This is a genomic window from Sphaerisporangium sp. NPDC004334, from assembly GCF_053602655.1.
This window is the reverse complement of the sequence record NZ_JBSGDZ010000013.1, coordinates 201,502-213,651: the sequence shown is the minus strand read 5'-3', so window position 1 is coordinate 213,651 and position 12,150 is coordinate 201,502. Positions and strand designations below refer to the sequence as shown.

At 71.1% G+C, this 12,150-nt stretch carries 10 protein-coding genes; 2 read left to right on the top strand and 8 right to left on the bottom strand.

Annotation, left to right across the window (positions count from 1 at the left end; all coding sequences use genetic code 11):
• Positions 1-2: 2 nt before the first annotated feature.
• From ACWEN6_RS18910 to lysS, 5 genes are all read right to left on the bottom strand, one after another.
• A complete protein-coding gene (locus ACWEN6_RS18910; RefSeq protein ID WP_354841207.1) occupies positions 3-911 on the bottom strand; it encodes an ABC transporter permease in 909 nt (302 codons plus the stop codon).
• Positions 908-1,945 (bottom strand): ABC transporter permease, encoded by a 1,038-nt coding sequence (locus ACWEN6_RS18905; RefSeq protein ID WP_452571352.1) that lies wholly within the window; start codon positions 1,943-1,945, stop codon positions 908-910. Before ACWEN6_RS18905 ends, ACWEN6_RS18910 begins: the two co-directional genes overlap by 4 nt.
• 3 nt (positions 1,946-1,948) lie before the next feature.
• Complete coding sequence (locus ACWEN6_RS18900) at positions 1,949-3,733, bottom strand: ABC transporter substrate-binding protein (RefSeq protein ID WP_354920009.1); 1,785 nt, start codon at positions 3,731-3,733, stop codon at positions 1,949-1,951.
• Between the two features lie 358 nt (positions 3,734-4,091).
• The gene (locus ACWEN6_RS18895) at positions 4,092-4,898 is read right to left on the bottom strand and encodes an SAM-dependent methyltransferase (protein ID WP_452571351.1); all 807 of its coding nucleotides are present in this window, start codon (positions 4,896-4,898) and stop codon (positions 4,092-4,094) included.
• 267 nt (positions 4,899-5,165) lie between these two features.
• Positions 5,166-6,884, bottom strand: coding sequence for a lysine--tRNA ligase (gene lysS, locus ACWEN6_RS18890; RefSeq protein WP_452571428.1), 1,719 nt, complete (start codon positions 6,882-6,884; stop codon positions 5,166-5,168).
• Positions 6,885-7,081: 197 nt separating this feature from the next.
• Here lysS and ACWEN6_RS18885 point away from each other — a divergent pair, with 197 nt between their 5' ends.
• A complete protein-coding gene (locus tag ACWEN6_RS18885; protein ID WP_452571350.1) occupies positions 7,082-7,660 on the top strand; it encodes a DUF6461 domain-containing protein in 579 nt (192 codons plus the stop codon).
• 193 nt (positions 7,661-7,853) lie between these two features.
• On the opposite strand, the gene ACWEN6_RS18880 is transcribed toward ACWEN6_RS18885, so the two are convergent.
• Positions 7,854-8,333: a hypothetical protein gene (locus ACWEN6_RS18880; protein ID WP_452571349.1), complete on the bottom strand. Its 480-nt coding sequence runs from the start codon at positions 8,331-8,333 to the stop codon at positions 7,854-7,856.
• A 287-nt stretch (positions 8,334-8,620) separates the two neighbouring features.
• On the opposite strand from ACWEN6_RS18880, the gene ACWEN6_RS18875 reads away from it, so the two are divergent.
• Positions 8,621-9,073, top strand: a complete 453-nt coding sequence (locus tag ACWEN6_RS18875) for a Fur family transcriptional regulator (protein WP_452571348.1) — start codon at positions 8,621-8,623, stop codon at positions 9,071-9,073.
• 4 nt (positions 9,074-9,077) lie between these two features.
• On the opposite strand, the gene asnB is transcribed toward ACWEN6_RS18875, so the two are convergent.
• Entirely contained in the window at positions 9,078-10,934 is a 1,857-nt protein-coding gene (gene asnB, locus ACWEN6_RS18870) for an asparagine synthase (glutamine-hydrolyzing) (protein WP_452571426.1), read from the bottom strand.
• Positions 10,935-11,190: 256 nt separating this feature from the next.
• Positions 11,191-11,826, bottom strand: coding sequence for a uridine kinase (locus ACWEN6_RS18865; protein WP_452571347.1), 636 nt, complete (start codon positions 11,824-11,826; stop codon positions 11,191-11,193).
• Positions 11,827-12,150: the final 324 nt, after the last annotated feature.

Here is a 12,150-nt window from a genome sequence, read left to right as displayed (position 1 = left end):
GGTTACTCCTCACGCAAGCGCGGGTTGAAGATCTCGTCCATCGCGTCGACGATGAGCACGATGCCGAGCGTGAGCAGCAGGATCGCCAGCAGCGGCGCCAGCAGGTACGGCAGCGCGGCGGTGCTGGTCAGCGCCCCGCCGCCGAAGACGGCCAGGTTGAGCATCACACCCCAGTTGTTGGAGTCGAAGGGCAGCACGCCGAGGAAGAACAGGCCGACCTGGGCGTAGATGGCGCCGGTGACGGCGATGAGCATGTTCATCGCGATGTAGGGCGCCATGCTGGGCAGCAGCTCACGCCCGACGATGTGGGCGGTGGACAGCCCGAGCCCCCGGGCCGCCTCGATGAACCCGCGTTCGCGCAGGGACAGCGTCTGCGAGCGCACGGCGCGGGCGATGCCGCCCCAGCCCAGCAGGCCGAGCACCAGGCCCATCTCCAGCGGCCCCTGGAACTTCCAGACCGTCGACAGCACCAGCAGCAGCGGCAGGCCGGGGATGGTGAGCTGCAGGTCGGTGATCCGCATGAGCACGGTGTCCCACCGTCCCCGGTGGAACCCGGCGAGCAGGCCGAGCACCGTGCCGGCCGCGACGGTGATGACCGCCGTGGCCAGGCCGGTGAGGATGACGTACCGGGCGCCGGTGACCACCAGCGCGAGCACGTCGGTGCCCTCGAAGTCGGTGCCGAACGGGTGGGCGAAGCTCGGCGGGGCGTAGAGGGCGTTGTCGTCGCGCGGCAGGTGCGCCGGGTACAGCATCGGCCCGAACGCCGCCATGAGCAGGAACATGGCGACGATCACCACGCCGGCCAGGCGGCTGGGCTTGCGGCGCAGCACGCGCGCGACGCCCCGCCAGAAGTTGCGCCGCAGGGCCGCCCGGGTGTCGCCGAGCGCCGTCTGGGGAACCGTCACGCTCATGCCGCGCCTCCCGTCCGCACCCGCGGGTCGATCACGGTGTACAGCAGGTCGGCCGCGATGTTGGCGACGATGATGGCCACCGTGGTCACCAGGAACGTTCCTCCCATGAGCGCGTAGTCGCGGGCGCCGATGCTGTTGACCAGCAGCAGCCCGAGCCCCGGATAGTTGAAGATCCGCTCGATGAAGATGGCGCCGCCGAACAGCATGCCGAGCGACAGCGCGAGGATCGTGAACAACGGCAGAATCGCGTTGCGGGCGATGTAGCGGAACAGCACGCCCCGGCTGAGGCCGCGCAGTTCGGCGGCGAGGATGAAGTCGTCGCCGAGCACGGTCGCCACGCTGGACTTCATCGCCAGCACCCAGCCGCCGTAGCTGGCCAGGGCGTAGGTCAGCACCGGCAGCGTGGCGTGCTGAACCAGCGAGGCCAGGTAGCCGGCGTTGAGTCCAGGGACGAACTCGACGTCGACCGGGCCGCCCGCGGGCAGGACCGGCCACAGCGTCGTGAAGATGGCCAGCATGAGCAGGCCGATGACGTACTGCGGCACGCCGTGCAGCAGCGAGCCCGAGATCGACAGCAGGTCGCCGAGCTTGCCCGACCGCTTGATGCCCGCGTACACCCCGAGCGTGACGCCGAGCAGGAAGCTCAGCAGCGTGCCGCCGAGCACCGGCAGGATGGTCCACTTGGCGGCCGAGGTGAGCAGGGTCGTCACCTCGGTGCCGGGCGTGCTGATCGACTGGCCGAGGTCCAGGTGGAGCAGCGCCTTCATGTATCCGGTGTACTGCTCCCAGAGGCTGCCCGTGGGCAGGAACCCGTACAGGGCGGCGGTGGCCCGCTCGGCCTGGTCCGGTGACATGCCCTTCTCGATCAGCGTCTCGTACTGGCCGAGCACCGGGTTGCCGGGGATGTTGCGGATGATCACGAAGCTGATGGTGGTGACCACCCAGATCATGACGAGGCCGCGGACGACGTGCCCGGTGAGCCGTCGTGTCACTGCGTTCACCCGGGGAGTCCGCCGGGTCGTGAGAGTCGTCATAGGCTACTTCTTCTTGATCATCCCGAGTTGCATCCACACTCCCGCGGGCAGGCGCAGCGCCTCGCTCCCGGCCGGCGGCCAGCCGGTGTAGCGGTCGGTGTTGATGAACTGGGTGTTGACGTAGTCGTAGATCTGGATCACCGGCAGCTGCTGGTTGGTCAGCGTGGCCAGCGTGGCGACGATGCGCTTCTGTTCGTCCGGGGCGGCCAGGTTGAGGCGGTTGGTGAGCTCGCCGGGGTTCACCCCGCCGATCGTCTCGGGGCCCCCCATCCAGTTTCCGTCCTTGCCCGGCGGAGAGTGCGTCAGCCGCCCGGCGAGCAGCGACCAGCCGTTGGCCGAGCCGTAAAGGCGCTGGTAGATGTTGTACGGCGAGGGCCCGAGCGCCATCAGCCAGAAGCCGATGTCGAACTTGCCCGAGGCCAGCTCGTCGAGGTAGAGGATGTAGTCCGCCGAAGTGGTGACGCTCGCCTCGATGCCGTGGTCGTTGAGCTGACTGGTGATCGACTTCGCGGCGGCGACCCAGTCGGAGAACGACGCGGGCACGTGGACCTCCACCTTCCACGGGCTGCCGTCCGGCATCGCCCACACCCCGCCCTTTTTGACCATGCCGGCGGCCTTGAGCTCGGCGTCGGCCTTGGCCGGGTCCACCTTGTAGGGGTCCAGCGCGGCGAGCCGGTCGCCGAGCCACGCCTTGGCCGAGTCGCCGTGGATGCCGGTGGTGGTGAGCGACGGCGTCCCCGCCTCCGGCGAGGCGATCTTGGTGACCTGGGCGCGGTCGACGAGGTAGGCGAGCGCGCGGCGCACGTGCACGTTGTCGTAGGGCTTGCGCGCCTGGTTGAACGCCATCGACGCCGCCACCGGGGAGTAACCCTTGCGGATCGCGTTGCCCGGGGTCTGCTTGATCTTGCGCATGACCGCGGCGGGCACGGCGGTGAACGGCGCGCTGTCCAGCGTGCCGGTGACCAGGTAGTTCCAGATCTGCTCGTTGCCGGTGTAGTTGAGCACCTTGACCTTGTCGGGCGCGATGCGGGCCGCGTCGTAGAAGTACGGGTTCTTCTTCAGCAGCGCCGCGCCGGGGTTGACCCTTTCCAGGACGAACGGCCCGGCGGAGACGTCCTCGGGCGGGGCGAAGGTGATGACCTTCTGCGACAGCCCGGTGATCGCGGCCTTGGCCTTGTCGGCGGCCGGCCCGGTACCCCTGGCCGCCTGGAGGGTCGTCCAGAAGCCGGCGGGGAGCAGCTTGCCGTAGACGTGCGCGGGGACGACCACCGTGGAAAGGACGTTGCGCAGGAACACGTTGCTGCGGTTGGCCCCCTGGGTGACCTTGACGGTCTTGGCGTCGACGATCGTGATGTCGGCCGCCGCGCCCGCCGCGCCGGCGTTGACGGTGTAGGCGCTGCCGCCCTGGGTGTAGGCCAGGCCGATCGAGGTGCGGATGTCCTCGCTGGTGACGGGCTTGCCGTCCGACCAGCGGGCCTGCGGCTGCAGGTGGACCACCACCTCGCCCTGGTCGGGCGTGGCGGTCCAGCTGCGGGCGATGCCCGGATAGAACTGGTTGGGATCGGTCAGGCTGTTCTTCGGCCAGGCCAGCGACATGGCGTCGTACCCGACGAACGTGCTCCCCTGCGGGTTGAAGGGATTGATCGGCGCGGTGGCGTCGATCTGCTTGGCACCGTCGATCGTGGTGTAGACACCGCCCGCCCCGGCCGTGCCGGCCGTCTCCGTAGTGCCGCAGGCGGTGACGGCGGCGAGGGCCGCGACGGCGGCGATCGCTGCGAGTCGCTTCATGTAGTGGTCTCCAGGGGCCCGATTGCCAGGACCATACGGGCTCGAGGGCAGGGTGGTCGATTTTTTTCCTCCATGCAGGTTAGCATGAAGTTTCTTTTTAACCGCCCTTCTACCTGCGGATACTTCCGCAAAGGGACCCCATGGCATGCGAGAGGGCCCCGGCGTCGCGCCGGGGCCCTCTCTACGTCCCTGTGTCCCTCTGTACGTCCCCTGTGACACTCTCTACGTCGCCGCGTGCTCCATGGCGTCCCTGTGCCTGTGCCGCTTCCCGCCTGTGCCGCTTCCCGCCTGTGCCGCTTCCCGCCTGTGCCGCTTCCTGCCTGTGCCGCTTCCTGCCGAGGTCGCTTCCTACAGGGGGTCAGCGCACGCGGCCCACGCCGCCGACCGCGCCTGCCTCCCCCGGAAGCGCGAGCACCGGCTCCTGGTCCGGCCGCCACTCGCGCAGCGGCACCACCCCGGGCTCGGCCAGCTCCAGGCCGTCGAAGAAGGCCCGCACCTGCTCAAGCGAGCGGGAGGTGACGCCGGGCGCGGCGGTGCGGCTGAACACCCGCTGCCCCTCGCGGGCCTTGTCCTCGTCGACCTCGCCCACCGAACCGTGCGAGATGACCAGATGACCGCCCGGCACGAGCGCCGACCGCAGCACCGTGACGATCTTCATGGCCTCGTCGTCGTCCGGGATGAAGTGCAGGACGCCGAGCATCAGGATCGCCACCGGCCGGGAGAAGTCGAGATGCTCGACGATCTCCAGGCGGTCGAGGAGCGCCTTGGTGTCGCGCATGTCGGCGCCGACGGCGATCACGCGGTCGTTCTCGGCGAGCAGCGCCCGGGCGTGGGCCATCACGATGGGGTCGTTGTCGACGTACACCACCCGCGACTCGGGCGCGAGCTCCTGCGCGACCTGGTGCACGTTGCGCTGCGTCGGCAGGCCCGCGCCGATGTCGAGGAACTGGCGCACGCCCTGGCGGGTGAGATGCGTCACCGTGCGGACCAGGAACTCGCGGTTCTCCCTGGCGACGTCGCGCACGTTGGGCAGAAGCTCGATGATCTTCTCGGCGGCCGCGCGGTCGGAGGCGAAGTTGTCCTTGCCGCCCAGGTAGTAGTCGTAGATCCGCGCGACGCTGGGGATCGACGGATCGACCCCCGTTGGCGCCTTGATATCGCTCACACCGCTCCTTGCCGCTCACTCGTCCTGATCAGGATGGTAGGCGATCTCAGGCCCGCCGTCCCCAGGCGGAACGGCGGCCGTCGACGACCAGGACAGGCGCCCTCAGCGATCAGGACGCCGACCGGTGGTGACAAGGTCAGGCGACCGGGACTCCAACGGCCGGCGACCAGGACGGGCGAGCGGGACGATCGGCGGCGACCGGTGGTGACGAGGTCAGGCGGCCGGACGCCGACCGTGGCGGCGGGGGCGGGGCGAGTGGGCCGGCGGTCAGCCTCCCAGCAGCTTGCGGACGCGCTCGGCGCCCACGGCCAGCAGCAGCGTGGGCAGGCGCGGGCCGGTGTCCCGGCCGACCAGCAGGGTGTAGAGCAGGGCGAAGAACTCGCGCTGGGCGACCTTCAGCTCGGGGGTCGGCTTGGCGTCCGGCGCCAGCCCGGCCTGAACCTTCGGCACGCCGTACACCAGCGTGGTGAGCCCGTCGAGCGACCACTGCTCGGAAAGGCCGTCGAGCATCAGCCGCAGCGACTCGCGGTCGCGCTCGCTCAGCGAGGCCAGCAGGGCGGTGTCCGGCTCGTCTCGGACGCGGGTGCGCTGCTCGGCCGGGACCTGCGTGGCGACCCACCGTGCCGCGCGGTCGAGCCGCGGCCGGGCCTCCTCCAGCGAGGTGATCGGGTGGCCGGGGTCGAGATCGCGCAGGATGCGCAGCGTCTGCTCGTCGTGCCCGGTGGTGATGTCGACGATCGAGGCCAGCGTGCGGTAGGGCAGCGGGCGCGGGGTCTCGGGCAGCGCGCCGGAGGCGGTGCCGACCGCCCGGGTGTAGGCGGCGACGTCGGCGGGCAGCGCCGTGCCGTCATCGATCTTGCGCTCGAGGGCGTCCCACTCGTCGTAGAGCCGCTGGATCTCCTGGTCGAAGGCGACCTTGAACGACTGGTTCGGCTTGCGCCGCGCGTACAGCCAGCGCAGCAGCGGCGCCTCCATGATCTCCAGGGCGTCCGACGGGGTGGGCACGGCGCCCTTGGAGCTGCTCATCTTGGCCATGCCGCTGATGCCGACGAAGGCGTACATCGGCCCGATCGGGCGCTCGGCGCCGAAGACCTCCTTGACGATGGGGGCGCCCACCGTCCAGGACGAGCCGGGTGACTGGTGGTCGACGCCCGACGGCTCGAAGATCACCCCTTCGAAGGCCCAGCGCATCGGCCAGTCGACCTTCCAGACCAGCTTGCCCCGGTTGTGCTCCGACAGCAGCACCGTCTCGGTGTGGCCGCACGCGCAGGTGTAGGTCAGCTCGGTGGTGGCGTCGTCGTAGGCGGTGACCGTGGTGGTGTCGCGTTCACAGACCGAGCAGTAGGGCTTGTAGGGGAAGTAGCCGCCCGCGGCCGAGCCGTCGTCCTCGGAGGCGGCGCCCGAGCCCTCGGCCGCGGCCTCCGCCGCCGCGGCGTCGGCCTCGTCCAGGGAGCCCTGCTGCTTGGGGCCCTTCGCGGTCTTGCCCTTGGTGCGGTGGCGGTCGAGGATCGCGTCGATGCGGGCGCGCTCGCGCATCGCCAGCAGGATCTGCTCGCGGTAGACGCCCGAGGTGTACTGCGCGGTCTGGCTGATGCCGCGGTACTCCACGCCGAGCTCGGCGAGTGCGGCGATCATCTGCGCCTTGAAGTGCTCGGCCCAGTTGGAGTGAGCGCTGCCGGGCGGCGCGGGCACCGAGGTCAGCGGCTTGCCGATGTGCTCCGACCAGGAGGAGTCGATGCCCGCGGGCACCTTGCGGAAGCGGTCGTAGTCGTCCCAGGAGATGATGTGGACGGCCTCGTGGCCGCGGCGGCGGATCTCGTCGGCGACCAGGTGGGGCGTCATGACCTCGCGCAGGTTGCCCAGGTGGATGGGGCCCGAAGGGCTGAGGCCCGACGCGCAGACGATCGCTTTGCCGGGCGCGCGACGCTCAGCCTCGGCGATGACCTCGTCCGCGAACCGTGAGACCCAGTCGGCCTCAGCGCTCATAGCCACGATCGGTACTTCCTTCCGTGAAAGCCTGACGCCTCCATTGTCCCGGACGCACGCGGCACCCCGTGCCAGTCACACCGGGTCTGTGGAAAACCCGGTTCCAGTCCGTCCAAGTCTGTGGAGAACCCCGATTCTGTCGGTACCCGCTGGCAAGATCATGTTCCTGGAGCGGCACTGGTGAGAGGACCCCCCCGATGAACGGTGCGACGGCGGCCGACTATGCCTGGTTCGACGAGGAGTACGAGGGGTGGCCCTTCTGCCTGACCCTGGTGAAGGACGTCGACCCCGAGGAGGCGTTACGCCGCATCGGCGTCACCCCCCTCCCTGGCAGTGAACTGGAGCAGGTGCACGACTTCCCGATCGCCGCCTGCCCCGCCATCGGCGGCACCGCCCTGCTGGAGTACAACGGCTTCGCCGGGACGCTGGCCGAGGTGATCCGCCGGCTGTCCCCCGGCACCGTCATGGCCGCGGTGTTCCTCAACGTCAACGCCGACCAGCAGTTCGTCTTCGCCGCCGACGGCCGTCTGGTCACCGGCTTCGAGCCCGACGGCTCGGACGCGCGCTGGGGCGACGACCCCGACCGCCTGCTCCCCCAGATGCTCGACCTGGGCATGCCCACCAAGGATGAGGAGGCCGACGCCGCGCTCGACGATGACGACTACGACCCCATCCTCACCGTGATGGCCCTGGCCGAACGCGCCACCGGGGTGCGGGTCACCCACGAGCACCTGCGCCGCCCCGCGTTCGCCGGCTCGGCCGCGCACCTCTACTGAGCCCGCCCGAACCTCGGCCGCCCCTACCGAGCCCTGCCGTACAAAACCGCCCGTACTGAGCCATACCGTATGGAGCCCATCCGTACACCCTGCCGTACGGAACCGCCCGTATTGGCCCTGCCGTATGGAGCCCATCCGTACACCCTGCCGTACGGAACCGCCCGTATTGGCCCTGCCGTACTGAGCCTCCCGCCTATGGCGTGTCGGCGATCTGGACCAGGGCGATGTCGGAGAACGCGGCCTCCAGGCACGCGCCGAGCGGATGGCCGGACACCGCGAGCAGATCGGTGACCAGCAGCGTGGCGTGCCGCGCGACGACCTCCCCGTCCAGCGGGAACGCTTCGACCTGCGACTGGTGGACGCCCAGGGCGCCGGCCACGAGCATCACCAGGACATCGGCGTCCACGGCGGGGAACCACCCCGCCGCCTCCCGCGCGCAGCGCCCGACGAGCGCCCGCACGTCGTCGGCGGTGAGCCCGCCCGGGTGCAGGTCCTCCAGCAGCGTCCGCGTCACGGTGCCGAGCACCAGGGCGACGTGCTCGGAGTCCAGCGCGGCCAGCGCCGCGGCGGCGCGCTCGAAGGCCGGCAGGTCGCGGGCGCGGGCGGCCTCCACCGCCCCCTCGGCCGCCTCGGCGACGGCACGCGCGGGCTTGGGCAGGTGACGCCAGGACACGCTCGTCGGCTCCTTCGTCGGGGCCCGGCGTCCGGCCACGGCCCCCTGCGTCGGGGCCTGCCGGCCGCACGGGCGGGCAATCAGCGGGCCAGGCAATTATGCGCGCCCAACGCGGGCGCCGCATGAGCCGGGCGGCGGACGCGGATGGCGCACGAGCCAGGCGCCGCATGAGCGGGCGGCGGACGCGGATGGCGCATGAGGCGGGCGGCGGGCGTGCCGGTTGCTAGTCTTCGTGGTGACGGGAAGGCGGCCGTGCGCGGGGGACGCCGAGACGGGGAGGGTCCAGCATGACGTCGCGATCGGCCGAGCCGTCCTCGCATCTCGACCGGCCCCCGTCCCGGGGCACGCGCGTCCGGGGCACCCGGCAGGCTGAGGCGCTGATGGTCGTGCTCGGCACGCTGTCGGGCTTCCACAGCGCCCAGGAGATCCACGCCGAGCTGCGCCGCCGCGGAGAACGCGTCGGCCTGACCACGGTCTACCGCCACCTGCAGGTGCTCAGCCAGGACGAGGCGGTCGACGCGATTCGCGACGAGAGCGGCGAGACGCTGTACCGCCGCTGCGCCACCGGCGGGCACCACCACCACGTCACCTGCCGTGCGTGCGGGCGCAGCGTCGAGGTGGAGGGCAGGGACGTCGAGCGGTGGGCCGAGCGCGTCGCGGCCGAGGCCGGGTTCGTCGACGTCGACCACACCGTCGAGATCTTCGGCGTGTGCCCGCCCTGCGCCTCCGCGAAGAGCTGACGACCTACAGGACGACCCGCACCCGGTAGCGGTCCAGCCAGGCGTTGAACTGGAGCAGGCCCTCCAGCGCGGCGCGCACGTCGTGGCGGCTGACCGTCTCCTGCGGCTGGTCGATCATCTCCCGCACCTTGGGGACGTCGATCATGGACGCGGCCGGGAACTCGGCGCTGTCGAGCAGCCGGGCGGTCTCGTCCCTGAGCGCCTTCTCGTAGGCGGGGTCCTGCGTGGAGGGGTAGGGGCTCTTCCTGCGGGCCAGCACCGACTCGGGGAGCACGTCGGCGGCGGCGGCGCGCAGCAGGCTCTTCTCCCGCCCGTCGAAGGTCTTCATCGACCAGGGCGCGTTGAACACGTACTCCACCAGCCGGTGGTCGCAGAACGGCACCCGCACCTCCAGTCCCACGGCCATGCTCATGCGGTCCTTGCGGTCGAGGAGCATCTGAACGAACCGGGTGAGGTGCAGATAGCTCACCTCGCGCATGCGGGCCTCCATGCCGGTCTCGCCCGGCAGGCGCGGCACCTCGTCCAGGGCCTGCCGGTAGCGCTCGTCGCGGTAGCCGGGGACGTCCAGCAGGCGCAGCAGGTTGGGGGCCAGCACCTGGTCCAGGGCGACCAGGCGGGTGCCGGCGGCCAGCCAGGGGAAGGTGCCGGCGTTGACGGCGGCGGGGTCGTGGAACCACCGGTACCCGCCGAAGACCTCGTCGGCCGACTCCCCCGACAGCGCGACCGTCGAGTGCGCCCGCACGGCACGGAACAGCAGGTACAGCGAGGTGTCCATGTCGCCGACCCCGGTCGGCAGGTCGCGCGCCCGCAGCACCGAGGCGCGGACCGCGGGGTCCATCAGGTCGGCCGAGTCCAGCACGATGTCGTTGTGCTCGACGCCCAGGTGCTCCAGGTGCCGGACGAGGTCGTGGACGAAGGGGGCGTCGGGGGTGTCGCGCATCGCGTCGGGACTGAAGTGCTCGGTGTAGCCGGTGAAGTCGACGGCGAACGACCGCAGCTTGCCCTCACCGTGCCGTCGCAGGGCCTCCCCGGCCAGGGCGGTGACCGCGCTGGAGTCCAGGCCGCCGGACAGCAGGGTGCACAGCGGCACGTCCGAGATCAGCTGGCGCTGGATGATGTCGTCCAGCAGGTCGCGGACGGTGCGGATGGTGGTGGGCAGGTCGTCGGGGTGCTCGTGGGACTCGAGCTGCCAGTACCGGCGCTTGGTGATCCCCTCCCTGCCGACCCTGACGATGCCGCCGGGGCGCACCTCGTGCATGCCCCGGAAGATGCCGCACTCGGGGGTCTTGACGAACACCAGCAGCTCACGAAGGCCGTCGGCGTCCACCGCGCGGTCCGACAGCACGGGGTTGGCGAGGATCGCCTTGGGTTCGGAGCCGAACAGCACGCCCGTCGGCGTCGGGTAGTAGTAGAGCGGCTTGATGCCGAGGCGGTCGCGCACGAGGACGAGCTCTTCGCGGCGGGCGTCCCAGATGCCGAAGGCGTACATGCCGTTCAGGCGTTCGGCGAGGTCCTCGCCCCATTCGAGGTAGGCGCGCAGCACCACCTCGGTGTCGCTGCGCGTGCGGAACCGGTGGCCCCGGGCGGCGAGCTCGGCGCGCAGCTCCTGGAAGTTGTAGACCTCCCCGCTGTAGGTGAGCGCGGCGAGCACCTCGCCGTCCTCGTCCGCGACCATGGGCTGGCGGCCCCCCGCGAGGTCGATGATCGCCAGCCGCCGGTGCCCCACGGCCCCGTGCTCGGAGATCCACATCCCCTCGTCGTCGGGCCCGCGGCAGGCCATCGTCTCGGTCATGTCCCTGAGCGTGTCGCGTGACTCCCGAAGGTCAGCCTCGAAGTCCACCCATCCGCAGATTCCACACATCTCGACGCCCCCACGTCTCACCGGAAGCAGAACCGGGTACACCGCCCGCCTGCCCCCAGCAGGGAACGGCATTTCTCCCAGGTCAACGGCCGCTGGCCGGCACATATGCCCTCGTAAGGTGGGTGTGCCCCGCCCCCCTACCGCTGACGCGCTCCATGGCGCGCGGACACGCTCCTCCGACGCACACCCCATGGCGTCCGCGGCCACAGGAGCGAGGTCGCCTCTCGTGCGGTCCCGCCGACCCGATGGCCGGAGATCAGGCGCCGAGGGCGGCGATGATCGCCGGGTGGCGGGGGTCGTCCACGCGGACCACGACATCGGCGGTCTCGCGCGGTGCTACCTCCTCCTCGTACCGGGCGTAGGCGGGCAGGGTCCACCGCCACTCCTCGGCGGTGCGGCGGGCGAGCGCGCCGGGTGACAGCCACAGGTGCACGGTGAACTCGAACGGCAGCCAGCGGCCGAGCAGCAGGCCGCCGTCCATGAGCACCACCGCGCCCGGCGGCAGGGTCACGTACGGGGCGCGCGTGGCGCGGTCGGTGGCGGCGTCCCACAGGCTGGGCAACACCTTCCCCGGCCCTCCCGGGTCCAGCGGGGCGAGCACCTCGCGCGACAGCGCCCCGTAGTCCAGCCAGCCGTCGTAGAAGGCGTCGGGGTCGGTGCGGCCGTACTCGTAGCGGAGCGAGGCCGGGCGCAGGAAGCCGTCGGCCGGAACCCGCAGGACCTCGCGTCCGCGCAGGCGCAGCGGGCCGGCCAGCGCGTCGGCCAGCTCGCCCGGCCGCGCCGCCGGGGCGCCGTCCAGGGCCACGCGCACCCAGGAGGACCTGGGGGCGCCGGCGATGCGGTCGGCGAGCTCCTCCACCAGAGCCGAGGGTGAGATGGGGCGTACGTCCATCCCCTCATCCTCGCCGACGCCGGGCCGCGACCTGACCCCGCGACGGCCGCGCCGGTCCGCGGCCGGCGCACGGAAGTAGGCGAAAGTTTCATCGTGTTTCATCGGGCCGCCCGCCGCCCGCCCACGCGGTCATGGCCGCCACCTGCGACAGGACAGGTGATCACCAGGTAGGGGTCCGGCCGATACTTTCGGGCGTTTCCCAGCGCGGCGCTCCGCGACCTACAGTTCTTGACGCGTAAGCGCTTTCGCATGCTGGTCGGCAGTCGACGGCTGTTCGCCCCACGGCGACGACCGGTTACTTCACCAGGTCCTTGGTGACTCCTT

Excerpts from the sequence above, each read along its gene's own strand:
- ACWEN6_RS18910 (WP_354841207.1), bottom strand. The coding sequence starts at position 911 with ATGAGCGTGACGGTTCCCCAGACGGCGCTCGGCGACACCCGGGCGGCC.
- ACWEN6_RS18905 (WP_452571352.1), bottom strand. The coding sequence starts at position 1,945 with ATGACGACTCTCACGACCCGGCGGACTCCCCGGGTGAACGCAGTGACA.
- ACWEN6_RS18900 (WP_354920009.1), bottom strand. The coding sequence starts at position 3,733 with ATGAAGCGACTCGCAGCGATCGCCGCCGTCGCGGCCCTCGCCGCCGTC.
- lysS (WP_452571428.1), bottom strand. The coding sequence starts at position 6,884 with ATGAGCGCTGAGGCCGACTGGGTCTCACGGTTCGCGGACGAGGTCATC.
- ACWEN6_RS18885 (WP_452571350.1), top strand. The coding sequence starts at position 7,082 with ATGAACGGTGCGACGGCGGCCGACTATGCCTGGTTCGACGAGGAGTAC.
- ACWEN6_RS18875 (WP_452571348.1), top strand. The coding sequence starts at position 8,621 with ATGACGTCGCGATCGGCCGAGCCGTCCTCGCATCTCGACCGGCCCCCG.
- asnB (WP_452571426.1), bottom strand. The coding sequence starts at position 10,934 with ATGTGTGGAATCTGCGGATGGGTGGACTTCGAGGCTGACCTTCGGGAG.
- ACWEN6_RS18865 (WP_452571347.1), bottom strand. The coding sequence starts at position 11,826 with ATGGACGTACGCCCCATCTCACCCTCGGCTCTGGTGGAGGAGCTCGCC.